The following is a 24,323-nucleotide window of genomic DNA, read 5'->3' as shown; positions in this document are numbered from 1 at the left end:
ACGGCGTGAGGGTCGAGAACGGGCTCGCGGGCCCGGCACCGCTACTGGACGCGTCCGGGATCCTCGTCGTCGTCGGTCTCGGTGACGACGTCGTGCACGACGATGTTGACCTCGATGACGCCGAGTCCGGTCATGCGCTCGACGGAGGCGATCACGTTCTCGCGCACGGCGATGGCCATGTCGGCCAGTGCCACGCCGTACTCGGCCACGATGTCGAGGTCGACGGCGGCCTGGCGCTCTCCCACCTCGACCGAGACGCCCTGGGTGTGACTCGGCTTGGCGCCGGGGATCCGCTCGCGCACGGCGCCGACGGCTCGCGCCGTGCTGCCGCCGAGCTCGTGGACCCCCGCGATCTCGCGAGCGGCGAGGCCGGCCACCTTCGCGACCACGACCTCCGAGATGGTCGTGGTGCCCTGCTCGGAGACCAGCGGGTGCGGGTCACCGGCGGTCTCGAGTGCGGTCACGGACGTGGTGTCCTCGGTGCTCACGGGTTCCTCCTGTATGTCGGCGTTGACAGGAGTTGGTCGGGAGCGGCCCGAAGATCGTCACGCCCGCTGCATGTGTCCTACGTCTCAGTCGCGAGCGGGGTCGCCGTCGACCACGTCGACCACCGCGACGGCCACGTCGGCGGGCCCGAAGGCGGGGTCGTGGCCCAGGTGTGAGCGGACCGTCTCGAAGACGTCGCGCCCCGCCGCGCGGCCGATCTCACGCAGGTCGGGTCCGTAGCGGGCGACGATGCTCACCTCGACGCCCCCGACACGACCGTCGTCGATGCGCAGGTCGATGGCCGAGGGCACCCGCTCCAGGGTCGTCAGCACCATGCGCAGGGTGCTGCGCAGCTCGCGCGAGGCGACGGTGACGGGAGCGCCGTCCTCCCTCAGGCGCGGCCGTCCGTCGGCGGTGAAGACTCGGAGCGGTGTCGAGCGCCCTGCCAGTTCGCGCACCCGGTCGGCAACGGGGCGGGTGACCTGCTCCACCGCTGCCGCTTCGAGGGGCTCCTCACGAGCCGCCCGCACCACCCGCTCGAGCGGATCGGGCTCGTCGGCTACCGCCATCGGCTCATCCTCTCTGCCAATCGGGGTCTCGCGCGGGCGAGCAGTCCTCGCACACTGCCAGACGTCGTGCCCAGCGTCTCGGCGATCTCGTCGTAGCTGAGCCCCTCGACCTCGCGCAGGAGCCACACCGAGCGCTGCTGCCAGGAGAGCTCGGCCAAGGCGTCCTGGAGATCGGCAAGCAGCTCGGCGTCGAGGTAGCTCTGCAGCGGGTCGGCGCGCACCGCCTCGCGGACCGTGGTGGCGTCGACGACGAGGTCGAGGGCCTCATCGTCGAGCGGGACCGGGCGTCGCTTGCGCACCAGGTCGACCGCGCGGCGGTGCACCAGCCGGATCAGCCAGGTGCGCAGCGAGGATCTGCCCTCGAAGGCGTCGATGCCCTGCCACGCCGAGACCAACGCCTCCTGAGTGACCTCGACGGCGTCGTCGTGCGAGCCGAGCTGCCGTCGCGCGTAGCGCAGCAGCGTCGGGGCGTGGCGGTGCACGATCTCCTCGAAGGCCGCCTCGTCACCGGCGCCGGCCGCCCGAGCCAGTGCCTCGTCGCTGGCGCTGGCCGCGCCGGGCCGGGGCACCGGGGCCGAGCCCGGCGCGGCGAACCGCGGCGCGCTGGGCTCGGTCACGTGTTCCATGGTGCCGGGTCGATGGGCGTCGGCGTTCACCCTCCGCGGCTAGGCTGCCCCCACCGTCCCGCAGTCCTCACGAGGAGCCCGACATGGCCACGCCCGACGCAACGCCTGGGTCACCGACGCCCGCCGCCGAGCCCGACGAGGTCGACCTGCCGGCCGACCTGGAGCCGCTGTTCGTGCTGGCCGGCGATGACAATGCCGACCTGTGGGCCGTCGGCCTGGCCCTGGCCGAGCAGTTCACCGGACTGGCCGTCGCCGAGTCGGTCGTGAGCCAGGTGGGGCCCTTCCACCCCGTCGACGCGCGCTGATGGCCATGGACTCCCGGTGGTCGTGGCGGTCGCGCAACTCGGTGCTCTCGGTCGCGAGCGTGGACTCGGTGCTCTCGATCGGCAGTGTCGGGTCGTTCGGCTCGCTCTTCTCGGTCGGGTCGGCCATGTCGATGGTGTCGTGGGGCTCCTACCAGAGCGGAGGTTCGCTGCTCTCGCACCAGTCGACCGGCTCGGTGCTCTCCAGCCAGGCCGACGGCGCGGTGCTGTCGCGCCAGGCCTCGCGCGCCGTCCGGGGGTACCGCACCGACGGCGACCTGCCCGACCTGCGGCTCATTCTCGTGCCGCTGCTCGGCGCAGGCGCCGCGCTGCTCACCTACGGCCTCCTCCGCCGGGAGGCCGCGGCATGGAGCTAGACGACCACATCACCGTCGTGCGTCTCGACGACGTGGAGCACGCAGGGCCGTTCATGAGCGACCAGGGGTCGCTGGGCACCGACTTCGAGGAACTGCACTCCTGGCTCGGACTCACCCGTGGTCTCTACGACGACATCATGGGCTGGCACGACGCCGCCGTGCGCAGCGGCCAAACGGACTCCGCGCGCGCCGAGGAGCTGACCTCGAGGCTGTCCAGCGAGGTGCGCGCCGACCTGGAGGTGCGCCCACCGCGGGTGCCGACGCGAGAGCTTCGGTTGACCGACTTCGTGGACGCATCCGTGCCAACTCCCCCACTCGCCCCCGAGCTCGCCGAACGCGTGCGCGCCTGGCGCGACGCAGCCGTTGCCAGGGGCGACAGCGACGAGGCGATATTCGCCCGGCAAGACGCCGGTTTCGCGCTGGCGCGGGAGGTCGAGGCACAGCTCGCTCACCGCTACTACGTGAGCGCCCGCTGACCGGGCAGCTCAGCTCGCCAGGGTGATCCGAGGCATGGGGCGGTAGATCTCGACCACGAGTGGTCTCGGGCGCGGGCGTGGCGTGTGGAGTGGTCGGGTGCCGGTGTGGTCGACCAGGTAGTGGTGGTCGTGGGGGTCGGTCCACAGATAGATGCCGGGGACGGGTTGGACGACATGCCAGCCGCCGTGGGTCTTGATGCGGTGGTGGGTCGTGGTGAGGTGTCCGAGATTCTCTACCCTCGTCTGCCCCGGCGGAGCCGCCCGACCGGGGGGTCCGTGGTCGTAGGCCTCGGTGTGATCGAGCTGCATCGTGGGGGCGGTCGTGGTGGTCGCGGAGCCGTAGGGGAAGCAGTCGGCCGGGCTCAGGATCTGCACGGCACGGCGGTGGCGCTCGGGGATCTCGTAGGCATCCACCGCCGCTTGCTCGCGGGGGTAGAACACTGGGCGGATCGTGAACGATGCGTGGGGTCCGAGGACGTCGCGGACCCAGCCTTCGGTGACGGGCTGTTCCCCGGTCGCCCTTCCGCCGGCCCGGACGGTGCGGGGTTGCCGGGTCATGGCCCCGGATTCGGGATCGGCGGCGGTGGGGCGGGGGTCGTGAGGCAGATGGACCCACAGGTCGACCTTCGCCGCCGGCGACGCCGCGCCCAGGGCGGTGCCGGTGACCAGGCGCAGGACGGCTTGGACCGCAGCCTCATCCGCGGGCAGGTCCGGGTCAGCCGCAGTGACGGTCTCGGTGGCGGCGGTGACGGCGGCATCGATCTGTTCGATGGTCGCCGCGTCGGCGCGGACCATGAACGAGGCCATCCCGAGCTCGGGGGTGCCGACACGGCGAGCGAACCGGGCCCGGCGGGCCCTCTCCTGCTTCTCAGCCGCCAATGCGGGGGCCGCTGAGACGATGGCACCGGCCACGAGGGTCTCGAACCGGGTCCAGGGAATCCGTCCGTCGGCGGATTCGGCGACGCGGTCGTCGACGTAGCCGGCCTGGTCGGGTTCGAGGTCACGGGTGCGGGTGGCGACGTGGCGGGCGTAGGAGGCGCGGACCTCGCCTGTTTGGACTCGCGACCAGAGGTTGGGGAGCCGGTGCTGCAGGTCGAGCGCGTCGGCCATCAAGGCACGAGCGGCCCACGTCGTGCGCCGGATCCGCGCACCCAGCGAGGCGGCGGCGAACTCCGCGACCTCCGGGCTACCCGCACCGCCGTAGGCCCGATCGCGTTCGGCGCCGGGGATCTGCTTCTCCCGTCTGCGGTTCGGGTGGTTGATGACCGCCCACTGGTAGGCCAGATGCAGCAGATCGGTCTCGGCCCGGCGTGCTTCCTCGGCGCGTTCGCCGGCCAGGTCGAGGAGCTCGTCCTCGCTCAGGTCAGCCAGCGCATCGGAGTTCATGACCCGATTATAATCGAACACCTGTTCTATCGGAAGGTCTGACAGCGGACTGTGGAGATGTCATCTCGCAGGACCTCGGTGACAGTTCTGCATGACGACATCGGTGACACTGTGAGGGTTTTGGTGGCGACACTTCGGTGGGGTCCAGGCTGCCGCGGTGCCTGCCCATGAACCCATCGATTCCCGTGAACCCAGCGGCGGTGCTCGAACCACGGACACGGCGCCCCACGACGAGCCCGACGAAGCTGAGCGAGGAGGACAAGCAGCACGCGCTGGACGTTCGAGCAGCACTTGAGGCATCCGGGCTGGACCACGGCCCGATCAGCGTGCACGACAAGATGCACTCGATGGGCCTGCCGGTGGTGCCCTCGACGGCGTCGTTGGCGAGGATCCTCCGCGCGGCCGGCCGTCGCACGGTTGGAGCCGAAGAAGAAGCCTCGCTCAGCCTGGCGCCGGTTCGTCTATCCCGCCCCCAATGCATGCTGGCAGCTCGACGCCACCGAGTACGTGCTGACCGGCGGCCGCAAGTGCGTGATCTTCCAACTCGAAGACGACCACTCCCGACTCGCGGTGGCCTCCCACGTCGCGTGGAGCGAGACAGCCAAAGACGCCATCGTGGTCCTCGACAAGGGCCGTGGCGCTCCACGGTGTGCCTCAACGGCTACTCACCGACGACTCACCGACAACGGGCTCGCCCTCAACCCCTCCTGTCACCCATGTCCTGAGACATCACACCGCGGATCGCGGAGATCTGTGGAGCAGGTGTTGCCGTGCGGGCTCGCGAGGTCTGGATGCTGCGCTCGCTGGAAATTCGCTGCCTCGACCCGCGACCCGTCCGTCACCCGATCGTGACCCGCCGACGCGACCTGAGCGTGGCCTGAGGGTTTCAGCATTGGTTAAGGTCGGGTCGCATGACGACAGACCTGGCCCAGGGTGAGCCCCAGAACGCCGCTCCCGGCGAGCCGCTGGTCGTGCTCGACCACGTCGACAAGCACTTCGGCGAGCTGCATGTGCTGCAGGACATCAACCTCACCATCAACCGAGGCGAGGTGGTCGTCGTCATCGGCCCGTCGGGCTCGGGCAAGTCGACGCTGTGCCGCACCATCAACCGGCTGGAGACCATCGACTCCGGCTCCATCACGCTCGACCAGCAGCCGCTGCCGGCCGAGGGCAAGCAGCTCGCGCAACTGCGCGCCGAGGTCGGGATGGTGTTCCAGAGCTTCAACCTCTTCGCCCATAAGACGATCCTCGAGAACGTCACGCTCGGGCCGATCAAGGTCCGCGGCATGAAGAAGGCGGACGCCGAGAGGCTCGCGAAGGAGCTGCTCGATCGGGTCGGGGTGGGTCACCAGGCCGCCAAGTACCCCGCCCAGCTCTCCGGCGGCCAGCAGCAGCGCGTGGCCATCGCCCGCGCCCTGGCCATGCAGCCGAAGGTGATGCTCTTCGACGAGCCGACCTCCGCCCTCGACCCCGAGATGATCAAGGAGGTGCTCGACACCATGGTCGACCTGGCCCAGCAGGGCATGACCATGGTCGTCGTCACCCACGAGATGGGTTTTGCCCGCACGGCCGCCGACCGCGTCGTGTTCATGGCCGACGGAGCCATCGTCGAGGAGAACGAGCCGGAGCCGTTCTTCACCGACCCGCAGAGCGATCGCGCCAAGGACTTCCTCGGCAAGATCCTCAAGCACTGACGCCCTCCACACCGAACCCCGGAAACACCGACGAAGGAGACAGGCATGCGTACGAACCGGGCCATCATGGGCCTCGCCGGCATCGGGCTGGCGCTCAGCGTGGCCGGCTGCGGCAACGCCGGCAGCGAGACCAGCGACACCATCGACGTCGAGGTGTCCGAGGACGCCGCCAGCAGCTTCGACGACGGCACCCGCATGAAGGAGCTCGCCGACTCCGGCGAGATCACCATCGGCGTCAAGTACGACCAGCCGGGCATCGGCTTCATGCCCGCCGGCGCCGACGCCCCGGTGGGCTTCGACCCCGAGATCGGCAAGATCCTGGCCGCCTCGCTGGGCATCGCACCGGAGGACATCACCTGGAAGGAGACGATCTCCGACAACCGCGAGCCGTTCCTCCAGGAGGGCGAGGTCGACCTCGTCATCGCCTCCTACTCCATCACCGACGATCGCCAGAAGGTCGTGGGCCAGGCCGGCCCGTACTACGTCACCGGCCAGCAGCTGCTGGTGCCCTCCGACAGCGACATCGAGACCCTCGACGACGTCAAGGGCACCGAGGTCTGCTCGGTGACGGGCTCGACCTCGCTCGACAACATCAAGAACGAGGGCGCCACCCCGCGCGGCTTCGACACCTACTCCGAGTGCGTCGACCAGGTGCTCGACGGCACCGTCGACGCCATGACGACCGACGGCGCGATCCTGCTCGGCTACGCCGCGGAGCACCCCGACGAGCTCAAGGTCGTCGTCGACCCGTTCTCGGAGGAGAACTACGGCGTGGGCTACAGCAAGGATCTGCCCGAGATGTGCGCGTGGATCCAAGACACCCTCCAAAGCGCCGAGGACGACGGCACCTGGGGCGAGGCGTTCGACGCCACCCTGGGCAAGTCGGGCGTCGACACGCCCAAGCCGCCGGCGATGAACGACTGCCCCGCCGCCTGACCGGCGGCCACCCACGACCGATCCCAGCAGCGCACCACCCATCCCGACAGGAGGCAGGCCCGCGATGGAAGCGGTGTTCTCCAACTTCGACGAGGTTCTCAAGGCCTTCGGGCTGACCATCGGGCTCTTCGTCGTCTCCGGCATCGGGTCGTTGGTGTTCGGTGCGCTGTTGGCGGTCTTCCGGGTCGGCCCGGTCGCGATCATGCGCCGGGCCGCCCTGGTCTACGTCTCGATCTTCCGCAACACGCCTTTGCTGATGATCTTCATCTTCATCGCGGTGGCGCTGCCGAAGCTCGGCTACAACTTCCGCTTCATCGGCGATGTCGAGGTCGGCGGCGTCAGCGCCTCCCCCTTCTTCTTCCGGGCCTGCCTGGCCCTGACGCTCTACACCTCGGCCTTCGTGTGCGAAGCGTTCCGCTCGGGCATCAACACGGTGCCTCTCGGCCAGGCCGAGGCGGCCCGGGCCATCGGGCTGACCTTCGGGCAGTCCATGACCCAGGTGGTCATGCCCCAGGCACTGCGCGCCGTCATCCCACCGCTGACCAGCGTGCAGATCGCGCTCCTCAAGAACACCTCGGTGGCAGCCGCGTTCGGCATCACCGAGGCGGTCGCCAACATGCGCGCCCTCTCGAACGAGAACACCAGCCAGACCGCGATGATCTTCCTGCTCGTCGCCGTCGGCTACATCATCATCGTCGAGGTGGTCTCGCTCGCCTCCTACGGTTTGGAGCGCAAGGTGAAGGTGGCCGCACGATGAGCAGCTCCGTCCTCTTCGACGCCCCGGGTCCGAAGACCGTCGCCCGGCACCGCCTCTACACGCTGCTCACCATCGTCGGTCTGCTCGGCATCCTGGCGTTCTTCGCCTACCGGATGCTCGTGACGCGTCAGTTCGAGTACGACAAGTGGGAGGTGTTCCTGACCCCCCGGTACATCCGCTTCATCCTGGTCGACGGCCTGCTGAACACCCTGGGCATGGCGGTGTTCGCCATCATCGCCGCCATCGTCTTCGGACTCGTGTTCGGTGTCGGCAAGCTCTCGGACCACGGGTGGCTGCGCTGGCTGTCGTTCGCGGTCGTGGAGTTCTTCCGCGCCGTGCCGGTCCTGCTCCTGATGACCTTCCTCTTCCTGCAGTTCGCCATCGGCGACGGTCCCCTCAGCCCGTTCTGGTGCGTTGTGCTCGCGCTGATGCTCTACAACGGGGCCGTGCTCGCCGAGGTGTTCCGGGCCGGGATCAACGCCGTGCCGAGCGGCCAGGTCGAGGCGGCCTACGCCCTGGGTCTGCGCAAGTCCCAGGTGATGGTGCAGATCCAGCTGCCGCAGGCGGTCAAGACGATGCTGCCCGCGATCATCAGCCAGATGGTGGTGGCCCTCAAGGACACCAGCCTCGGCTTCTACATCCTCGCGCCGGGGCTCACGGCGGTCTACCGGCCGATCTACCAGGAGTTCGGCAACCAGGTGCCCGCGGCGCTCGTCATCGCCGCGATCTACATCGTGGTCAACCTGATCCTCACGTGGGTGGCGACGCTGGTGCAGCGCCGCCTCCTGGGCGAGCGGAAGGTCAGCGCTTCGGCGTGACCCAGAGGCGGATCACGCCCTGCACCACCACGGTGCCGTCGTCGCGCACGCCCTTGACCCGCACCGGCAGGTCGGGGTTCTCACCGGTCCACTGCTCGGGGTCGGTCTCGGCGATGCAGGTGATGTCGCTGGTGGCCTTCGCGGTGTAGTCGACGTCCATCCCCTTGGGGATCCAGCGCTTGTCGGCCGGGACCGTGGCCTCGGCCAGGGCGCCCATGGCCGCCTCGAGCCCGTTGCACAGCGCGATGGCGTGCACGGTGCCGATGTGGTTGTGCACCCCGCGTCGCTTGGGGATCACCAACTCCGCGTGGTTCGGCTCGAGCACGGTGAAGCGCGGGCGGATCGTGGCGAAGTAGGGCGCCTTCTGGGCGAAGGCGAGGCTGAAGATCCTCGCCCCCACCGACGTCCCGACGACCGGTACGCGGGTCAGACCGCGCCACAGCGAGTAGACCTGGCTCATGGGTCAGATGCTACCGCTGAGTAACCACTGGCTCAGCGCAGGGTGAGGAACCGCTTCTCGAGCTGGGCGAGGTCGGCCTCGGTCACCTGCTCGCCGGCCGCGGCACGCTGGCGCACGTCTCCGGCCACCAGGGTGAACCCCGCGCGGTCGAGCGCGCGGCTCACGGCCTTGAGCTGGTGGATGATCTCGTCGAGGTCACGCTTCTCCTCGACCATGCGCAGGATGCCGCCGAGCTGGCCTTGAGCACGACGCACACGGTTGAGGAACGACGTGAGGTCGGTGCCGGACGCCGGGCTCGGCTCCGGCTCGGAGGGGGGCAGGTGCTCGACCGCGACGGGTCGGGGCGCTGCGGGGCGGCGGGGGGCGAACTGGTGCGACGTCTCGCTCATGGCAAGAACCTTCCGTGTGGGAATGAGTTGCTGACCAGCCCCCCTGGCCACACGTGTGGATCGGGCACCCCGAAGCGCCCTCCCGAGGTGTCAACGGCAGATGCCCCTACGGGTTACGGGATGTCTGGACCGGCTCGCCTTCTCTCACGCCAACAACTCGACCCGGTTGCCATGACCGTCGCGCACGTGGCAGCGCTCGTGGCCCGGAAACGTGTGCCGCTCGGACCAGTCGGTCACGAACCCCAGGTCGGCGAGTCGCTCGACGGCGTGCTCGAGGGCCTCGACCCCCACCAGCAGCAGCGCCGGGTGCGCCTTGCGCGCCGGCGAGAACGGCTCCTCCACGCCGACGTGCACCTCGGCGCCACCGGAGCGGAACCAAGCGCCGCCTCGCACGGCGAGGTCGGGGGGCTTGGGCACCTCGGCCATGCCGAGGCCCTCGACCCAGAAGCGGCGGGCAGCGCCCTCCCCGCCGCGCGGGCACGAGATCTGGACGTGGTGCAGGGCAGTGACGCTCATCGAGACCCCGCCTCGCAGACGCGGGCGACGACGAAGACCCGCCGGAAGGGCAGCAGCACGCCGGCCGGACCTTCGGGGTAGGCCTCTCGCAGCGCGGCCTTGAACTCGGCCTCGTAGGCTTCGCGGACGCCGCCGGGCAGCGCCGCGAGGGTGGGGCGGGCACCGGTGCCCGAGACCCAGGCGAACACGGGGTCCGGCCCGTGCAGCACGTGCAGGTAGGTGGTCTCCCAGGCGTCGACCTCGCAGCCGAGCGACGCCAGGGCTTCGGCGTAGGTGCGCGCGTCGTGGGCATCGGGCACCGCGATGTCGCGGGTGAACCCGGCGTAGGGCGCACGCGCGGCGATCTCGTCGCGCAGGGTGTGGCTGGGCTCCTCGAAGTTGCCCGGCACCTGCACCGCGATCCAGCCACCCGGGCGCACCCGCGCCACGAGGTCGGGCAGCAGGTCGAGGTGGTCGGGCACCCATTGGAGCGTGGCGTTCGAGACCAGCACGTCGACCTCCTCACCCCGGGTCAGCCACGCACGCAGGTCGGCCACCTCGTACTCCACGTCCTGAGGGGCGGCCGACGACGAGGCGTGGGCCGCGGCGATCATCTCCGGGCTCGCATCGAGCCCTCGCACGCGCGCCGCCGGCCAGCGCTGCGCGAGCAGCGCCGTCAGGTTGCCGGGGCCGCAGCCGAGGTCGACGACATCGACGGGGCTCTCCGCACGCACACGGGTGAGGAGCTCGACGAAGGGCCGACCGCGTTCGTCGGCGTAGGTGAGGTAGTGGGCGGGATCCCAGACAGCTGCGCTCATCGGCTCTCCATTTATCTTGACGTCAAGATATATCCAGGGTGCGCGCGCTTTGTCTTGATGTCAAGAATCTCGACGGAACGCGGGTGCCGTACCCTGTCGCCATGCGGGACGAGGTCGACGAGCTGGTCGAGGCGTGGGCGCGTGAGCGCAGCGACCTCGACCTCGGCGCCGTCGCCGTGTTCAGCCGGATCAGCCGGCTCGCCCGCCACCTCGACCTGGCGAGGCGAGAGGCATTCAGCAGCCACGGCATCGAGTCCTGGGAGTTCGATGTGCTCGCGGCCCTGCGCCGCGCCGGCGACCCCTACGAGCTCTCCCCCGGTCGGCTCCTGCGCGAGACTCTGGTGACCAGCGGCACCATGACCAACCGGGTCGACCGACTGGTGGCCCGCGGCTACGTCGAGCGCAACCCCGACCCGAGCGACCGGCGCGGGGTGCTCGTGCGGCTCACCGCCGGGGGCAAGCAGGCGGTCGACGACGCGTTCACCGCCCTGGTCACAGCCGAGCACGACCTGCTCGCGGACCTGCCGGACGCCGAGCGCGACCGGCTCGCCGCATTGCTGCGCTCACTGCTGGTGCCGTTCTCCAGCCACTGAGCCGTCCGCAGAGCCGTCCACGGAGCCGTCCACGGAGCCGTCCACGGAGCCGTCCACGGAGCCGCGCCCGTGGGGTCGGCACCGGGTTCCGTGCTCCGGATGCCGACCCCGTGGGTCCGACCAGCCCCCCGGCCGGCCGTTCGAGCGACCCATCGGCACCGGGCACCACGACCTGAGCAGGTCGGCCGCGGGCTCACTCCAGGAGGTCGGCGACCTCGAGCCACTCGAGCTCGACGTCGTCCTTCTCGGCCGCGAGGGTGGCGAGCTCCGCCGAGATCTCGGCCAGCCGAGCGTGGTCGGAGGCGTGCTCGAGAACCAGGGCGTTCAACTGCGCCTCGCGGGCGCCGATGCGCTCCAGCGCCTTGTCGAGTCGAGCCATGGCCTTGCGCGCCGCCCGCTCCTCGGCGGACCCGGGCCTGGCCCTGGTGCTCACCACGGGGTCGGCTACGGACGCCCCGGGTGTGGGCCCGTCCTCCTGGGCTCGTCGCTCGAGGTACTGGTCGACTCCCCGGGGCAGCATCGCGAGCCGACCGTCACCCATGAGCGCCCAGATCGAGTCGGTGACCCGCTCGAGGAAGTAGCGGTCGTGCGAGACCACCACGAGCGTGCCGGGCCAGCCGTCGAGGAAGTCCTCGAGCACGGTGAGGGTCTCGATGTCGAGATCGTTGGTGGGCTCGTCGAGCAGCAGCACGTTCGGCTCCTCCAGCAACAGCCGCAGCAGCTGGAACCGTCGTCGTTCGCCGCCGGAGAGATCGCCGAGCCGGGCCGTGAGCCGGTCGCCGGTGAACCCGAAGCGCTCCAGCAGCGACGTGGCGCTCAGCTCGCGCCCGTCGAGGGTCTTCGACACCCGTCGCACCGACTCGACGCTCGCGAGCACCCGCGCCTCCGGGTCGACCTCGTCGATCGCCTGCGTCAGGTGGGCGAGGGCGACCGTGCGTCCGTGCTTCACCCTCCCGGCGGACGGCGCCACGGCACCGCTCACGAGGTTCAGCACGGAGGTCTTGCCGGCACCGTTGACGCCGACGATGCCCACCCGCTCACCCGGCCCGAGACGCCAGGTGGCGTGCGAGAGCAGCCGGCGCTCCCCGCGCACGAGGTCGACGTCCTCGAGGTCGACGACGTCCTTGCCGAGCCGCTGGGTGGCGAACCGCTGAAGCTCGAGCCGGTCGCGCGGCGGCGGCTCGTCGGCGATGAGGGCGTTGGCGGCATCGATGCGAAAGCGCGGCTTGGAGGTGCGCGCCGGTGGGCCGCGGCGTAGCCAGGCGAGCTCCTTGCGCACGAGGTTCTGTCGCCGGACCTCGGCGGCCGACGCCTGGCGCATCCGCTCGGCCTTGGCCAGCGTGAACGCTGCGTACCCGCCCTCGTAGATGTCGACCGTGCCGTCGTGCACCTCCCACGTGTACTGGCACACCTCGTCGAGGAACCACCGGTCGTGCGTGACCACCAGCAGTGCGCTCGGCCGGGCCGCGAGGTGGGCGGCCAGCCAGGCGACGGCCTCGACGTCGAGGTGGTTGGTGGGCTCGTCGAGCACCAGCAGGTCGTGTTCGCCGAGCAGCAGCGCCGCCAGTGCGCAGCGGCGTCGCTCGCCGCCGGAGAGCCCGGCCACGGCGCGGTCGAGGGTGACGCCGGCCAGCAGCTCGGTGACGACCTCGCGGGTGCCGGTCTCGGCCGCCCACTCGTGGTCCGCGCGACCGGCGAGCACGGCCTCGCGCACGCTGTGGTCGTCGTCCAGCTCGTCGCCTTGGTGCAGGTAGCCGATCTGGAGCCCGCGAGAGCGGCTGACCCGGCCCGAGTCGGGCTCCTCGAGGCCGGTCATCACCTCGAGCAGCGTCGTCTTGCCGTCGCCGTTGCGCCCGACGATGCCGACACGCATTCCCTCGCCGATGCCGAGCGAGACCTCGCTGAGCAGCGGCCGGACGCCGTAGGACTTCGAGACACGCTCGAGGTTGATCAGGTTGGGGGCACTCATGGTCGAAGGGGCGCCGTCAGCTCAGCGTGTCGAGGACGTCGAGCACGTGCGTGCCCGAGACCGGAGCCGGCACGGCCACGACGTGCTCGTGACCCCGCTCGGCCATCGCGGCGGTGACCTCGCGGGCGTGCGAGCCGTCGGAGCACAGCAGCAACACGGTTGGACCGGAGCCGGAGAGCAGCGTGGCCCGCGCGCCGGCGGCCGCGGCGTCGTCGAAGGTGTCGCGCAACGTGGGCAGCAGCCGCAGCGCGGGCTCGGCGAGGTCGTTGCCCAGGTGGTCGGCGAGGGCACCGACGTCGCCGGTCTCCAGCGCGAGCAGGAGGGCCGGCGGCAGCACGGGCTCCGTGGGTGCACCGGCACCCACCAGGTCGTCGAACGAGCGGTAGACCTGCGGGGTGCTCAGTGCGTCGTCACTGCCCACGACCACCCACCACCAGGAGCCGGCGTCGGTGATCGGCTCGACCAGCTCGCCGCGTCCGGTGCCGATCGCGGTGCCGCCCAGGAGAGCGAACGGCACGTCGCTGCCGAGCCGCGCCGCGACCGCCAGCAGGTCGTCGTCGGAGGTCTCGAGGTCGAAGAGCCGGTCGGTGGCCACGAGGGCGGCGGCGGCATCGGCCGAGCCGCCGGCCATCCCCCCGGCCACCGGGATGGACTTGCGGATGTGCACCGCCGCCGCGCCGTCGACGCCGTGGTGCGCCAGCAGCATCTGGGCAGCGCGGACCGCGAGGTTCTGCTCGTCCAACGGCACGATGGCCGCGGGCCGGCCGGCATCGTGCCGCACGCTCACGCCCCACTCCTCGTCGAGGGTGAGCGTGACGTCGTCGTAGAGCCCCACCGCCTGGTAGACGGTCGCCAGCGGGTGGAAGCCGTCGTCGCGGCGAGCACCGACGCCGAGGTGCAGGTTGATCTTGGCGGGCGCGCGCACGGTCACCGACGGCGGCTCGGGCTCGTAGGCCAGGCTCATCGCGCGTCTCCTCCATGCTCCAGGGACTCCAGCGACTCCGTGATGCGCACGAAGTCCTCGATGCCCAGGGACTCCCCCCGGGCCAGCGGATCCACGCCGGCCGCGGCCAGCGCCGCGTCGACCCGCTCAGCGGGAGCCACCGTACGCAACGCTCCTCGCAACGCCTTGCGCCGCTGGGCGAAGGCCGCGTCGACGACCGCGAAGACCTGCTCACGCGTGGCCGTGGTCGACGGTGGTTCGCGGCGCACCCAGGCCACCAGGCCGGAGTCGACGTTGGGCGCCGGCCAGAAGACGGTGCGGCCCACGGAGCCGGCCCGGCGCACGTCGGCGAACCAGGCCGCCTTCACCGACGGCACGCCGTAGGTTCTCGAACCCGGGCCGGCGGCGAGCCGGTCGGCCACCTCGGCCTGCACCATCACCAGCCCCCGCTCCAGGCTCGGCAGCAGGGCCATCAGGTGCAGCAGCACCGGCACCGACACGTTGTAGGGCAGGTTCGCCACCAGGGCGGTCGGCCCAGGGCCGGGCACGTCGGTCACGCGCAGCGCGTCGGCGAGCACGACCTCGAGCCGGTCGGCGCGCTGCGGTGCGAACTCGCCCACCGTGGCGGGCAACCGCCCCGCGAGCAGGTCGTCGACCTCGATCGCCACCACCCGCCGCACGACCTCGAGCAGCGCCAGGGTGAGCGAACCGAGCCCAGGGCCGACCTCGACCACGACGTCGTCGGCACCCACCCCGGACTCCCGCACGATGCGGCGCACGGTGTTGGCGTCGATCACGAAGTTCTGCCCGCGCTGCTTGGTCGGACGCAGGTCGAGCTCCGCGGCGAGCCGACGCACCGCCGCCGGTCCGAGGAGTCTCGGACCGGCGGAGGTGTCGGGCATGCCCGTCAGGGTAGTGCCGTGGGTCGTGCTCAGCGCGGCAGGCCCAGCGAGGCCGCACACGCGGGCCACGCGCCGTAGCCGCCGCTGGCGTTGCGGACCTTCGTCGCGATGGCGATCTGGGTCTCGCGGCTGGCGGTGTTCGGGTAGCCCGGTCCGCCGTAGGAGTGCCACGTGCCGAGGTTGAACTGGAGCCCGCCGTAGTAGCCGTTGCCGGTGTTCGCGGCCCAGTTGCCACCCGACTCGCACTGCGCGAGCTGGTCCCACACGGTCGAGCCGCCGGAGTACACCGGAGCGGGCGCCGCCTCTTGGGTGCCGACCCGCACGATGCGGTCGACGGGGGCGCGCACGGAGCGGGCCTTCAGCACCGCGCGGTCGACGATCTCGCCGTTGCGGAAGGTCAGTCGATAGGTCACGTCCCGCAGGCCGTCACGCCCCTCGCGCACGACCTCGCTCTGGCCCTTGGGTAGGGAGGAGTCGGGGCGCTCGACGGTCGAGTAGCCGACCGACTCGGCCTTGACCCGCTTGCGGGCCACCCGCACGTCGGTGAACACGATGCGCATGCCGTCGCGCACGCGCTTCGCGAAGCCGGGAGCGACCTCGTCGCGCTTGCCGATCTTCACGTGCATCTCCGTCAGTGCCTGGCGGACGGTGGAGACCGCCAGGGTGCGCACCTTCGGCTTCGCCCCCGCGATCACGAAGGTCAACTTCTTCGGCGTCGTCACCTTGAGCACCGTGCCGGAGCGGTCGATCTGGCCACCGCGGGAGATCGAGAGGTCGGCGCCGGAGAAGCGGCGTCCGATCTGCTCCAGGGCACCCTGCACGTCGGTGGCGGTGACCCAGTAGTGACGCGTCTGACCGTCGCTGACGACGGTGAGCCGCTTGCCGTAGCTCAACGCGATGCGCGTGCCGTCGGTGATGGACTCCTCCGGGCTCGGGGCGACGACGTCGTGCTGGTCGAGGTCGATGCCCTCCTGGGCGAGCACGTCGCCCACGGTCGAGCCGGAGGCACTGATCTGGCGGGGCGAGCCGTCGACGACGAGCGTCACGTCGGTGCGCATCATCGTCTGCGCGTAGGTGGTGCCGGCGACAGCGAGCACCACGGTGGCGACCAGGCCGACCAGCAGGGCCCGGCTGCGCGCCAGGCGGGTCATCAGTGAGGTGAAGCGCGAGGGAAGGGAGTTGGGGTGGTGCACACTGCTCCGAACGTCGTGCTGCCCGGGCCTCGGGTGCCGGCAGGTGCCGGGTCGGTCGGGCTGGCGGGGGAAGTGCCACGACGTCGACCACGGCGATCGTGCGGAGGCCCGAACCCCCCCACGGTGCCGGCGGAACCACTCCCGATCCCGGCCGTCAGCACACCAGGAGACCAGTCTTTACCCGGGGCTCCAAGCCGGGCCGGTCGGACGTGACGAACGTTACCCGTGGGTAAACATGTCTCTCAGGCCCGCCCTCGAGGCGCTCACCACGACCCTCCGAAGGCCTCCTCCGTGGTGGCGTCGATGGCCCGGCACAGCTCCTCGAGATCGTCCCCGCGCACCTGAGCCATGGTGCGCACGGTGAGCGGCACCAGGTAGGAGGCGTTGGGTCGACCGCGGAACGGCGTGGGCGTCAAGTAGGGCGCGTCGGTCTCGACCAGCAGCCGTTCCTGCGGGGCGATGGCGAGCGCATCGCGCAGCGGCTGGGCGTTCTTGAACGTCACCGTGCCGGCGAAGGAGAGGTAGGCGCCACGGTCGAGGCAGCCGCGCGCGAACGTGGCGTCGCCGGAGAAGCAGTGCATCACCCAGCGGTCGGGTGCGCCCTCGCTGTCGAGCACGGCGAGCACGTCGTCGTGGGCGTCGCGGTCGTGGATCACCAGCGTCTTGTCGAGACGCTTGGCCAGGTCGATGTGCCACCGGAACGACTCCTGCTGCACCGCGCGGCCCTCCTCACCGGTGCGGAAGTGGTCGAGCCCGGTCTCCCCGACCGCGCGCACCTTCTCGTGCGTCCGCGCCAGCGCCTCGATCTCGGCCCAGGCGTCCTCCAACTCACGACGAGACGACGTGGCGAGGCGCGGCGCCTCGTTCGGGTGCAGCGCGACTCCCGCGACGATCGCCTCGTGCTCACGGGCGGTCTCGACCGCCCACCGGGCGCCGGGCAGGTCGCACCCGATCTGCACGATACGAGGCACGCCCACCGCTCGCGAGGCGGCGAGTGCCTGCTCGGTGCTGAACCACTCCCCCTCGCCGTCGTCGATGTCGAGGTGGCAGTGGTTGTCGACCACGGGGTGCGGCAACGGCTCGGGCGCCGGCGGCCGCTCCCGGTTGCGGCGGCTGCCGCGCTCGTCGACGGCCGCCCGGCTGCGGGTCGGCCCTTCGTTCGACCCGCTCACGTGACGCTCCTGACGCGTTCGATGATCCGATCGGCCACGAACCCCGCAGCCTGGGTCGGGATCCAGTGGCCGGCGTCGAGGATCACCTGGAGGTCGTAGTCGGCGTCGACGTAGCGGCGGGTTCGCTTGACCGGCGCCCACGTGACGGCGGCGTCGTGACGGCCCCACACCATCGTGGTCGGCACCTTCACGTGCCGATTCAGCAGCGCCGGAGGCGTCAGGGCTATCGCGCGGTACCAGGCCAGCCCGCCCGGCAGCGCCCCGGCGTCCACGATCTCGCGGCGAAACCGGTCGACCTCCGCCGGCGTCATGCCGGCGGCCAGCAGTTGCCGGTCGAAGCGACCACCCGGCTCCCGGGCGAGTCGCTCGGCCAGGCCCGGCACGTTGAACAGCAGCATGTACCAGCTGGCCAGGCCCTGGCGCGAGGTGAACCAGCTGCGGGCGAAGGCACCCGGGTGTGGCACGGAGAGGGCGGTCAGGCTCGTCACGAGGTGCGGCGCGAGGACGGCCGCGGCCCAGGCCACCGCTGCTCCCCAGTCGTGGCCGGCCAGGTGCACCCGGCGCACGCCCTGCGCCCGCACCGCCTCGACGACGGCGAGCGCGTCGGCGGCCAGTTCCGTGGCGACGTAGTCGCGCCGCCTCGGCGGTCGCGCGCGGGGCGCGTAGCCACGCTGGTCGACCGCCAGGGTGCGCATCCCGGCGGCGTGCAGCAGGGGCGCCACGTCGCGCCAGCTCGTGGCACGTTCGGGAAAGCCGTGCAGCAGCACCACGGCGTCACCCGGGTCGTCGGCGACGAGCGGTCCCTCGTCGAGCACGTCGAGCACCAGGCCGTCGCGGGCCACCTCGGCGATCCGGCTGATCATGCGTCCCCCTCGGCCTCGCCGGGCTCATCAGCCCCGGCGGACTTGTGCACGGCGTCGTAGACGACCCGTTTGGGCAGCCCGGCTGCTCGGGCGACGGCGAGGATGGCGTCCTTGCGGCGCTCACCGGCCTGCTCGCGGGCGGCGACGGCCGCGCGCAGCGACGCCGGGTCGTCGGCGACGCTCGCAGTCGGCACCGCCCCGCTCACCACCAGCGTCACCTCGCCGCGCACGCCCCCGCCCGCCCAGTCGGCCAGCTCGGCGAGCGGACCGCGCACGACCTCCTCGTAGGTCTTGGTGAGCTCACGGCACACTGCCGCCGGACGGTCGTCGCCGAACGCTTCGGCCAAGGCCCGCAGCGTCGCCTCGGTGCGGTGGGGTGCCTCGAAGAACACCAGCGTGCGCTGCTCTCCTGCCAGGTCGGCCAGCCGGCGGCCCCGCTCACCGGCCTTCCGGGGTAAGAAGCCCTCGAAGCAGAACCGGTCGACCGGCAGCCCGCTCAACGCCAGCGCCGTGAGCACCGCGCTCGGCCCCGGAACCGCGGTCACGCGGACGCCGGCCTCGACCGCGGCGGCCACCAACCGGTAGCCCGGATCGGAGACGCTCGGCATGCCGGCGTCGGTGGCGAGCACCACGCGGTCGCCGTCGAGCAGCCGCTCCACGAGCCCCGGGGTGCGGGCGGCCTCGTTGCCCTCGAAGTACGACACGACGGCGCCCGAGAGCTCGATGCCGAGGTCGGAGACCAACCGGTGCAGGCGCCGGGTGTCTTCGGCGGCCACGACGTCGGCGGCGGCGAGCTCGGCCGCCAGCCGGGGCGGGGCGTCGTCGGGCCGACCGATCGGGGTGCCCGCCAGCACCAGCACGCCCTCGTCGGAATCCTGAGCCATGCACCTCATCCTCACCCATGGCCGAGGTGGTGTGGAACGCTGGTGCTCGTGCACATCGACTTCCACGCGTCACCCGAGCCGACGCTGGGCGTCGAATGGGAGCTGGCGCTGGTCGACGCCTCCTCCCGCGACCTGCGCAACGATGCCGACGACCTCCTCGCGGCCGCCCACGGCACGCTCACCACGCCCGAGCGGGTGCACCGCGAGCTGCTCCGCAACACCGTCGAGCTCGTGACCGGCGTGCACCACACCGTCGGCGCTGCCGTCGCGGAGCTGCGCCGCACCCTCGGCGAGCTGGTGCCCGTGGCCGACGGGCTCGGTCTGGACCTCTACGGCGGCGGCACCCACCCGTTCGCCTCGTGGACGACGCAGCAGCTCACGGCCGGTCACCGCTACGAGGAGCTCATCAACCGCACCCAATGGTGGGGCCGGCAGATGCTCATCTGGGGCGTGCACGTGCACGTCGGCATGCCGCGGGTCGAGCGGGTCATGCCGGTGCTGGCCGGACTCCTCACCCACTACCCGCACCTCCAGGCGCTCTCGGCCTCCTCGCCGATCTGGGCCGGCGTCGACACCGGGTACGCCTCGAACCGGGCGCTGATGTTCCAGCAGCTGCCCACGGCCGGCCTGCCGTTCACGTTCCAGCACTGGTCGGAGTTCGAGGCCTTCGCCGGCGACCAGTTGACGACCGGGGTCGTCGACGGCGTCGACGAGATCCGCTGGGATCTGCGCCCCGCCCCGCACCTGGGCACCCTCGAGAACCGGGTCTGCGACGGCGTCTCCACGCTGCCGGAGCTGGCCGCGCTGGTGGCGCTGTGCCACTGCCTGGTCGTCGATCTCGACGAGCGGGTCGCCCGCGGCGAGCACGTCGAGGTGCTGCCGCCCTGGCACGTGCAGGAGAACAAGTGGCGGGCCGCCCGCTACGGACTCGACGCGATCGTGATCCTCGACGCGGCCTCGACCGAGAGACTGGTCACCGACGACCTGGTCGACCTGCTGCACCGGCTCGCGCCGGTGGCCGAGCGGCTCGGGTGCACCGACGAGCTGTCCGGAGTCGAGTCGATCGTGCGCGACGGCGCCTCCTACCAGCGCCAGCGCGCCGTGGCCGAGCGCACCCGCGGCGACCTGCCCGCGGTGGTGGAGTCCGTCGTCCGCGAACTGCGCGCCAGTCTCTGAGCTCGGATGCGGGCTGCGATGGGTGCGCGCCCGTACAGTTGCGCACCGTGAGCGAGCGCGTGGGGCAGCCGGTGACCGGCGCGCCGTCCGCCTGGCAGCGGGCTCGGTGTCGCCTCCAGGTGGAGGATCCGTTCATCTCCTGGAGCGCCACCATCGGGCTCGGGCTGCTCGCGCTGTTCCTGCGGCTGTGGAACCTCGGCTCGCCACGCGAGTTCGAGTTCGACGAGACCTACTACGCCAAGGACGCGTGGTCTCTGGTCAACAACGGATTCGTGCGGGGCTACGTCGACGACGCCAACGACAAGATCCTCGACGGCACCACCAAGGGCCTCTGGACCGACGGGCCGTCGATGATCGTGCACCCCGAGGTCGGCAAGTACCTGATCGGCGCGGGCGAGAGGGTCTTCGGCATGGACCCGTTCGGCTGGCGAGTCGCCTCGGCCGTCGTCGGCTCGCTCATGGTCGTGGTGATGGTCCGGCTCGCCCGCCGCATGACCGGCTCCACGCTGCTCGGCCTGGTCGCCGGCGTCCTCCTCATGTTCGACGGCCTGGAGTTCGTGCTCTCGCGGCTCGCCCTGCTCGACATCTTCCTGGCCTTCTTCATCCTCTGCGCCGTCACCGCGCTCGTCTGCGACCGCGACTGGTACCGAGCACGGCTCGCCCGCCTCGTGCCCGACGGTCAACCCGTGCGCTCGGGCTGGGGCCCGGTGCGCGCCACGCTGTGGCGCCCGTGGCTGCTGGTCAGCGGTCTGTGCTGGGGCCTGGCCTGCGGCACCAAGTGGACGGCCGTCTACCCGCTGGCCGCGTTCGGCGTGCTGGTGTGGTTCTGGAGTGCGGGGGCGCGCCGCAGCTTCGGGGTGCGGTGGGCGATCCCGAAGGCAGCGGTCGGCGACGCGCTGCCGGCGTTCGGCTACCTCGTGCTCGTCGCATTCGTGGTCTATGTGACCTCGTGGACCGGGTTCCTGGTGCACCACCGCGAGTACGAGGACCACCTCTCCAGCACGCAGTACACGCAGTTCACCGGGTCGGGGCACTGCGACGGCGAGACGTTCGTCTCCGACGACCCGGACAAGGACGCCCGCTGGTCGACGGCGACAGAGCCCGACCAGCACGGCCTGTCCGCCATCCCGCAGGCGCTGGAGTCGCTGTGGGACTACCACCGCGACGTCTACGTGTTCCACACGCACTTCCTCAACTGCTCGACGCACACCTACCAGAGCCAGCCCTCGGGGTGGCTGCTGCTGAACCGGCCGGTCGGCGTGGCCGCCGACACCGGCATCCAGCCCGGCACCCGCGGCTGCACGGCCCCGGCCGGTTCGGACTGCCTGCGGCAGGTGCTGCTGATCGGCACCCCCACCCTGTGGTGGGGCGGCATCGTGGCCCTGCTGTTCGCCGTGGCGATGTGGGTGGGCGCACGCGACTGGCGCTTCGGGGTGGCCGTCGTGGGCACGGCCTCGACCTGGCTGCCGTGGCTTCAGTACGACACCCGACCCATCTTCTTGTTCTACGCGGTCGCGATGCTGCCCTTCGTGGTGCTCGCACTCACGCTGGCCATCGGCTGGCTGATCGGACCCAGCCGCGAGCTCACCGCGCGACGCACCGCCGGGGTGATCGTCAGCGGCACCTTCGTGGTGCTCGTGGTGATGAACTTCGCGTGGTTCTGGCCCATCTTCACCAACGGGTTGCTCACCCACGGCGCCTGGCTGGACCGCATCTGGTTCAGCCGGTGGATCTGATGCCGAGCCTGCGCCCCGACTGGGCCGACCTGCCCGAGCCGCTGGCCGCCTTCTGGGCCGAGCGGCACCTCTGCACGCTCACCACCCTGCGCGACGACGGGCGCCCGCACGTGGTGCCGGTCGGCGTCGCTCTCGATCTCGAGCGCGAGTGCGCCTGGGTGATCACCGGTGGCACGTCGGTCAAGGCGCGTCACCTGCGCTCCCCCGGCCGCGTGGCCGCGTGCTGCGTCGACGGCGCCCGCTGGAGCACGCTCGAGGGCACCGCGGTGGTCACGAGTGACCCGGACGACGTCGCCCGGGCCGTCGAGCGGTACGCCCTGCGCTACCGCCAGCCGAGGGAGAATCCCGCCCGCGTGGCGCTGCGCATCACGGTCGACCGCTTCCTCTTCGGCCCTCGCCTGGTCGGCGGTGGTTGAGCCGCCGGATGCCGAAGGCGAAGGCGTGTCGAAACCCGGCAACTCTCAAGACAGGGCCGACTTTCGCCTCACCGGGTTTCGACACGGGACTCGGCTAGCGCCTCGCCCGGCTCAACCACCGAGGCGTCAGCCCTGATCGCTCGGGTCGTTGGACTGCGTACCGGCGCACTCGTTGGCGAACTTCACGAGGTCGTAGGCGCTGTAGTGCGAGGGGTCGTCGTGGGGGCCCTGGACCGGGCGCACGCTGACGTCCGCGCCGAGGGCCTTGAGTCGGTTGGCCATCGCCTCGGTGTTCAGCTCGTACGGCACGTACGGGTCGTACGGCGAGGCGACGAAGCGGAAGGTGGCGCCGGTCTTGGCGAGCTTGTTCGCCAGGTTGATCGGGTTGCGGTCGTGCGGGAAGGGCTGACCACCGTAGGCCTTGCGGATGTAGCCGTTGGCGCCGGGCACGTTGCCCATCGTGGACATGTCGACGGCGACCTTGACGCCGTAGTAGCACTCCGGGTGGTGCTTGCCGTAGACCATCGCGTCGAGCGAGGTCGAGCCGCCCATCGAGGTACCGATGTAGAGCTTGACCGGGGCGCCGCCCTGACGGGTGGCCCAGTCCCAGAGCCGGTTGGTGTCGTCGGTGGAAGCCGGGTTGCCCCAGGCCTCGCGGTGGAACATCGAGGAGGCCACGACCCAGCCGTCGCGCCGCAACGCGTCGAGCCAGGGGCCCTCCATCTTGTCGTTGACGTTGCCGCCCTGGCCGTGGAAGAAGATGGCCACGCCCTTGGGGCGGTTGGTCGGCGGCAGGTTGACCCGAGCCTTCTGGTCGCCAAGCGTCGTCTCGACCTTCTCCGCCGGGTGCTCACCGCTCGCGCCCGTGGTCACGAAGACCAGGAGCATGGCAAGGACGGCGGCGGCAGCCACCTGGAAGACTCGCTTGACCACGTCTCATTCCCCTCATCAGCGGCGATCCGCCGCTGCGACGTGCCCGATTATGACGGTCGCGGAGGCTTCTGCCCAACCGAGGGGTATCAGAGGGGCCAGGTGGCCCCGGTGCGCTCCTCGGAGATCGCCCACAGCCGCTCGGCGGCCTCGGCGTCCCGGGCCTGGGCGGTCGGCGTGACGACGCCCGGGGCCCCGCGCATGCCGCCGAGCTTGGTGGGGCCGACGAACGAGCCGGCCGGCACGTCGGCGGTCAGCGCGTGGAAGGTGGGCCGGGCACCGAACTCCGGGGAGGTCGCGATCAGCTTGTTGCCCACCGTCATCACCTTGGCGACCAGCGGGTTGGCGTGGTGGCTTTGGAGATTGGTGGCGGAGTAGCCCGGGTGCGCGGCGTGCGCCGTCACCGCGGAGCCGGCGGCCGCCAGCCGCGAGGTGAGACCGGCGGTGAAGAGCAAGTTGGCCAGCTTGGAGGACTGGTAGGCCCGGGTCGGGTGGTAGGAGTGCGAGAGCTCGAGGTCGTCGAAGTCCAGCTGCGGACCACGGTGCAGAGCCGAGGAGACCGTGACCACGCGACCGGTCACGTGAGGCAGCAGCAGGTTCGTCAGCGCGAAGTGCCCGAAGTGGTTGGTGCCGATCTGGCGCTCGAAGCCGTCGACGGTGCGGCCCTCGGCCACCATCATGATGCCGGCGTTGTTGACCAGCCCCGCGATGGGGCGATCCCAGGCCTCGGCGAACGCCCGCACCGAGGAGAGGTCGGAGAGGTCGAGCCGGAGCACCTCGGTGGAGCCCTCGACGCGGGCGGCCGCCTGCTCGCCCTTGGCGACGTCGCGCACTGCCAGGACGACGTGCCCGCCCCCAGCCGCGATCTTGCGCGCCGTCTCGAGCCCGAGACCGGAGTTGGCGCCGGTGACGACGTAGGTCTGGCCGGAGAGGTCCACCGTGTGCTGGCTCACGGCG

At 71.2% G+C, this 24,323-nt stretch carries 28 protein-coding genes and 1 pseudogene; 12 read left to right on the top strand and 17 right to left on the bottom strand.

Features of this window, described 5'->3' with window-relative positions; all coding sequences use genetic code 11:
* Positions 1-41 precede the first annotated feature (41 nt).
* The 3 genes from ISG29_RS08145 to ISG29_RS08135 form a co-directional block, all read right to left on the bottom strand.
* Entirely contained in the window at positions 42-488 is a 447-nt protein-coding gene (locus ISG29_RS08145) for an Asp23/Gls24 family envelope stress response protein (RefSeq protein ID WP_194502928.1), read from the bottom strand.
* Positions 489-572: 84 nt separating this feature from the next.
* On the bottom strand, positions 573-1,055 hold the full coding sequence (locus ISG29_RS08140) for a hypothetical protein (protein ID WP_194502927.1): 483 nt from the start codon (positions 1,053-1,055) through the stop codon (positions 573-575).
* On the bottom strand, positions 1,046-1,672 hold the full coding sequence (locus ISG29_RS08135) for an RNA polymerase sigma factor (protein WP_328828423.1): 627 nt from the start codon (positions 1,670-1,672) through the stop codon (positions 1,046-1,048). The genes ISG29_RS08140 and ISG29_RS08135 overlap by 10 nt, the downstream gene beginning before the upstream one ends.
* A gap of 92 nt (positions 1,673-1,764) precedes the next feature.
* On the opposite strand from ISG29_RS08135, the gene ISG29_RS08130 reads away from it, so the two are divergent.
* From ISG29_RS08130 to ISG29_RS08120, 3 genes are read left to right on the top strand one after another with little or no spacing between them, the layout of a single operon-like run.
* On the top strand, positions 1,765-1,986 hold the full coding sequence (locus ISG29_RS08130; RefSeq protein ID WP_194502926.1) for a hypothetical protein: 222 nt from the start codon (positions 1,765-1,767) through the stop codon (positions 1,984-1,986).
* On the top strand, positions 1,986-2,360 hold the full coding sequence (locus ISG29_RS08125) for a hypothetical protein (protein ID WP_194502925.1): 375 nt from the start codon (positions 1,986-1,988) through the stop codon (positions 2,358-2,360). The genes ISG29_RS08130 and ISG29_RS08125 overlap by 1 nt, the downstream gene beginning before the upstream one ends.
* On the top strand, positions 2,351-2,836 hold the full coding sequence (locus tag ISG29_RS08120) for a hypothetical protein (protein ID WP_194502924.1): 486 nt from the start codon (positions 2,351-2,353) through the stop codon (positions 2,834-2,836). Before ISG29_RS08125 ends, ISG29_RS08120 begins: the two co-directional genes overlap by 10 nt.
* Before the next feature lie 9 nt (positions 2,837-2,845).
* On the opposite strand, the gene ISG29_RS08115 is transcribed toward ISG29_RS08120, so the two are convergent.
* Positions 2,846-4,222: a hypothetical protein gene (locus ISG29_RS08115; RefSeq protein WP_194502923.1), complete on the bottom strand. Its 1,377-nt coding sequence runs from the start codon at positions 4,220-4,222 to the stop codon at positions 2,846-2,848.
* A 194-nt stretch (positions 4,223-4,416) separates the two neighbouring features.
* On the opposite strand from ISG29_RS08115, the pseudogene ISG29_RS08110 reads away from it, so the two are divergent.
* From ISG29_RS08110 to ISG29_RS08090, 5 genes and pseudogenes are all read left to right on the top strand, one after another.
* A pseudogene (locus ISG29_RS08110) lies at positions 4,417-4,898 on the top strand (IS481-like element ISAar28 family transposase); the annotation flags it as partial.
* A 235-nt stretch (positions 4,899-5,133) separates the two neighbouring features.
* A complete protein-coding gene (locus ISG29_RS08105) occupies positions 5,134-5,916 on the top strand; it encodes an amino acid ABC transporter ATP-binding protein (RefSeq protein WP_407940176.1) in 783 nt (260 codons plus the stop codon).
* A 45-nt stretch (positions 5,917-5,961) separates the two neighbouring features.
* Entirely contained in the window at positions 5,962-6,852 is an 891-nt protein-coding gene (locus tag ISG29_RS08100) for a glutamate ABC transporter substrate-binding protein (protein ID WP_194502922.1), read from the top strand.
* A gap of 64 nt (positions 6,853-6,916) precedes the next feature.
* Positions 6,917-7,609 (top strand): amino acid ABC transporter permease, encoded by a 693-nt coding sequence (locus ISG29_RS08095; RefSeq protein WP_194502921.1) that lies wholly within the window; start codon positions 6,917-6,919, stop codon positions 7,607-7,609.
* Positions 7,606-8,427 (top strand): amino acid ABC transporter permease, encoded by an 822-nt coding sequence (locus ISG29_RS08090; protein ID WP_194502920.1) that lies wholly within the window; start codon positions 7,606-7,608, stop codon positions 8,425-8,427. The genes ISG29_RS08095 and ISG29_RS08090 overlap by 4 nt, the downstream gene beginning before the upstream one ends.
* Here the strand turns inward: ISG29_RS08090 and ISG29_RS08085 are convergent.
* From ISG29_RS08085 to ISG29_RS08070, 4 genes are all read right to left on the bottom strand, one after another.
* Positions 8,411-8,887, bottom strand: a complete 477-nt coding sequence (locus ISG29_RS08085; RefSeq protein WP_194502919.1) for a hotdog fold domain-containing protein — start codon at positions 8,885-8,887, stop codon at positions 8,411-8,413. The genes ISG29_RS08090 and ISG29_RS08085 overlap by 17 nt on opposite strands.
* 32 nt (positions 8,888-8,919) lie before the next feature.
* A complete protein-coding gene (locus ISG29_RS08080) occupies positions 8,920-9,276 on the bottom strand; it encodes a metal-sensitive transcriptional regulator (RefSeq protein WP_194502918.1) in 357 nt (118 codons plus the stop codon).
* Between the two features lie 144 nt (positions 9,277-9,420).
* Positions 9,421-9,792, bottom strand: a complete 372-nt coding sequence (locus tag ISG29_RS08075) for a VOC family protein (protein WP_194502917.1) — start codon at positions 9,790-9,792, stop codon at positions 9,421-9,423.
* Positions 9,789-10,589: a methyltransferase domain-containing protein gene (locus ISG29_RS08070; protein WP_194502916.1), complete on the bottom strand. Its 801-nt coding sequence runs from the start codon at positions 10,587-10,589 to the stop codon at positions 9,789-9,791. Before ISG29_RS08070 ends, ISG29_RS08075 begins: the two co-directional genes overlap by 4 nt.
* A 101-nt stretch (positions 10,590-10,690) precedes the next feature.
* Between ISG29_RS08070 and ISG29_RS08065 the strand changes: the two genes are divergently transcribed.
* On the top strand, positions 10,691-11,182 hold the full coding sequence (locus ISG29_RS08065; protein WP_194502915.1) for a MarR family winged helix-turn-helix transcriptional regulator: 492 nt from the start codon (positions 10,691-10,693) through the stop codon (positions 11,180-11,182).
* A gap of 193 nt (positions 11,183-11,375) precedes the next feature.
* Here the strand turns inward: ISG29_RS08065 and ISG29_RS08060 are convergent, their stop codons facing one another.
* The 7 genes from ISG29_RS08060 to rsmI form a co-directional block, all read right to left on the bottom strand.
* A complete protein-coding gene (locus tag ISG29_RS08060; RefSeq protein WP_194502914.1) occupies positions 11,376-13,151 on the bottom strand; it encodes an ABC-F family ATP-binding cassette domain-containing protein in 1,776 nt (591 codons plus the stop codon).
* A gap of 16 nt (positions 13,152-13,167) precedes the next feature.
* Positions 13,168-14,115, bottom strand: a complete 948-nt coding sequence (locus ISG29_RS08055; protein ID WP_194502913.1) for a 4-(cytidine 5'-diphospho)-2-C-methyl-D-erythritol kinase — start codon at positions 14,113-14,115, stop codon at positions 13,168-13,170.
* Positions 14,112-14,996 carry a 16S rRNA (adenine(1518)-N(6)/adenine(1519)-N(6))-dimethyltransferase RsmA gene (rsmA, locus tag ISG29_RS08050; RefSeq protein ID WP_194502912.1) on the bottom strand — a complete coding sequence of 295 codons (885 nt, stop codon included), beginning with the start codon at positions 14,994-14,996 and terminating at the stop codon, positions 14,112-14,114. Before rsmA ends, ISG29_RS08055 begins: the two co-directional genes overlap by 4 nt.
* A 29-nt stretch (positions 14,997-15,025) precedes the next feature.
* Complete coding sequence (locus ISG29_RS20760) at positions 15,026-16,147, bottom strand: transglycosylase family protein (protein WP_194502911.1); 1,122 nt, start codon at positions 16,145-16,147, stop codon at positions 15,026-15,028.
* Between the two features lie 305 nt (positions 16,148-16,452).
* Positions 16,453-17,361 carry a TatD family hydrolase gene (locus ISG29_RS08040; RefSeq protein WP_194502910.1) on the bottom strand — a complete coding sequence of 303 codons (909 nt, stop codon included), beginning with the start codon at positions 17,359-17,361 and terminating at the stop codon, positions 16,453-16,455.
* Positions 17,358-18,224 (bottom strand): alpha/beta fold hydrolase, encoded by an 867-nt coding sequence (locus ISG29_RS08035; protein ID WP_194502909.1) that lies wholly within the window; start codon positions 18,222-18,224, stop codon positions 17,358-17,360. Before ISG29_RS08035 ends, ISG29_RS08040 begins: the two co-directional genes overlap by 4 nt.
* Positions 18,221-19,117: a 16S rRNA (cytidine(1402)-2'-O)-methyltransferase gene (gene rsmI, locus ISG29_RS08030; protein ID WP_194502908.1), complete on the bottom strand. Its 897-nt coding sequence runs from the start codon at positions 19,115-19,117 to the stop codon at positions 18,221-18,223. The genes ISG29_RS08035 and rsmI overlap by 4 nt, the downstream gene beginning before the upstream one ends.
* 39 nt (positions 19,118-19,156) lie before the next feature.
* Here rsmI and ISG29_RS08025 point away from each other — a divergent pair, with 39 nt between their 5' ends.
* The 3 genes from ISG29_RS08025 to ISG29_RS08015 are packed head-to-tail and all read left to right on the top strand — an operon-like array spanning position 19,157 to position 22,436.
* Positions 19,157-20,284 carry a glutamate--cysteine ligase gene (locus ISG29_RS08025; RefSeq protein WP_194502907.1) on the top strand — a complete coding sequence of 376 codons (1,128 nt, stop codon included), beginning with the start codon at positions 19,157-19,159 and terminating at the stop codon, positions 20,282-20,284.
* A gap of 47 nt (positions 20,285-20,331) precedes the next feature.
* The gene (locus tag ISG29_RS08020; protein ID WP_328828413.1) at positions 20,332-22,020 is read left to right on the top strand and encodes a dolichyl-phosphate-mannose--protein mannosyltransferase; all 1,689 of its coding nucleotides are present in this window, start codon (positions 20,332-20,334) and stop codon (positions 22,018-22,020) included.
* A complete protein-coding gene (locus ISG29_RS08015) occupies positions 22,020-22,436 on the top strand; it encodes a pyridoxamine 5'-phosphate oxidase family protein (protein WP_194503233.1) in 417 nt (138 codons plus the stop codon). The genes ISG29_RS08020 and ISG29_RS08015 overlap by 1 nt, the downstream gene beginning before the upstream one ends.
* 126 nt (positions 22,437-22,562) lie before the next feature.
* Here the strand turns inward: ISG29_RS08015 and ISG29_RS08010 are convergent, their stop codons facing one another.
* A complete protein-coding gene (locus ISG29_RS08010; protein WP_194502906.1) occupies positions 22,563-23,369 on the bottom strand; it encodes an alpha/beta hydrolase family protein in 807 nt (268 codons plus the stop codon).
* Positions 23,370-23,455: 86 nt separating this feature from the next.
* Entirely contained in the window at positions 23,456-24,319 is an 864-nt protein-coding gene (locus ISG29_RS08005; RefSeq protein WP_194502905.1) for an oxidoreductase, read from the bottom strand.
* Positions 24,320-24,323: the final 4 nt, after the last annotated feature.

It is taken from the genome of Nocardioides acrostichi (assembly GCF_015319165.1).
Taxonomy (GTDB): Bacteria; Actinomycetota; Actinomycetes; order Propionibacteriales; family Nocardioidaceae; genus Nocardioides; species Nocardioides acrostichi.
This window is presented reverse-complemented; position numbering and strand designations above follow the sequence as displayed.

Coding starts and splice junctions, on each gene's coding strand:
- ISG29_RS08070 (WP_194502916.1), bottom strand. CDS start 10,589: ATGAGCGCAGCTGTCTGGGATCCCGCCCACTACCTCACCTACGCCGAC.
- ISG29_RS08080 (WP_194502918.1), bottom strand. CDS start 9,276: ATGAGCGAGACGTCGCACCAGTTCGCCCCCCGCCGCCCCGCAGCGCCC.
- ISG29_RS08015 (WP_194503233.1), top strand. CDS start 22,020: ATGCCGAGCCTGCGCCCCGACTGGGCCGACCTGCCCGAGCCGCTGGCC.
- ISG29_RS08100 (WP_194502922.1), top strand. CDS start 5,962: ATGCGTACGAACCGGGCCATCATGGGCCTCGCCGGCATCGGGCTGGCG.
- ISG29_RS08140 (WP_194502927.1), bottom strand. CDS start 1,055: ATGGCGGTAGCCGACGAGCCCGATCCGCTCGAGCGGGTGGTGCGGGCG.
- ISG29_RS08130 (WP_194502926.1), top strand. CDS start 1,765: ATGGCCACGCCCGACGCAACGCCTGGGTCACCGACGCCCGCCGCCGAG.
- ISG29_RS08095 (WP_194502921.1), top strand. CDS start 6,917: ATGGAAGCGGTGTTCTCCAACTTCGACGAGGTTCTCAAGGCCTTCGGG.
- ISG29_RS08065 (WP_194502915.1), top strand. CDS start 10,691: ATGCGGGACGAGGTCGACGAGCTGGTCGAGGCGTGGGCGCGTGAGCGC.
- ISG29_RS08055 (WP_194502913.1), bottom strand. CDS start 14,115: ATGAGCCTGGCCTACGAGCCCGAGCCGCCGTCGGTGACCGTGCGCGCG.
- rsmI (WP_194502908.1), bottom strand. CDS start 19,117: ATGAGGTGCATGGCTCAGGATTCCGACGAGGGCGTGCTGGTGCTGGCG.
- ISG29_RS08105 (WP_407940176.1), top strand. CDS start 5,134: ATGACGACAGACCTGGCCCAGGGTGAGCCCCAGAACGCCGCTCCCGGC.
- ISG29_RS08125 (WP_194502925.1), top strand. CDS start 1,986: ATGGCCATGGACTCCCGGTGGTCGTGGCGGTCGCGCAACTCGGTGCTC.
- ISG29_RS08035 (WP_194502909.1), bottom strand. CDS start 18,224: ATGATCAGCCGGATCGCCGAGGTGGCCCGCGACGGCCTGGTGCTCGAC.
- ISG29_RS08090 (WP_194502920.1), top strand. CDS start 7,606: ATGAGCAGCTCCGTCCTCTTCGACGCCCCGGGTCCGAAGACCGTCGCC.
- ISG29_RS08060 (WP_194502914.1), bottom strand. CDS start 13,151: ATGAGTGCCCCCAACCTGATCAACCTCGAGCGTGTCTCGAAGTCCTAC.
- ISG29_RS20760 (WP_194502911.1), bottom strand. CDS start 16,147: ATGACCCGCCTGGCGCGCAGCCGGGCCCTGCTGGTCGGCCTGGTCGCC.
- ISG29_RS08075 (WP_194502917.1), bottom strand. CDS start 9,792: ATGAGCGTCACTGCCCTGCACCACGTCCAGATCTCGTGCCCGCGCGGC.
- ISG29_RS08115 (WP_194502923.1), bottom strand. CDS start 4,222: ATGAACTCCGATGCGCTGGCTGACCTGAGCGAGGACGAGCTCCTCGAC.
- ISG29_RS08120 (WP_194502924.1), top strand. CDS start 2,351: ATGGAGCTAGACGACCACATCACCGTCGTGCGTCTCGACGACGTGGAG.
- ISG29_RS08085 (WP_194502919.1), bottom strand. CDS start 8,887: ATGAGCCAGGTCTACTCGCTGTGGCGCGGTCTGACCCGCGTACCGGTC.
- rsmA (WP_194502912.1), bottom strand. CDS start 14,996: ATGCCCGACACCTCCGCCGGTCCGAGACTCCTCGGACCGGCGGCGGTG.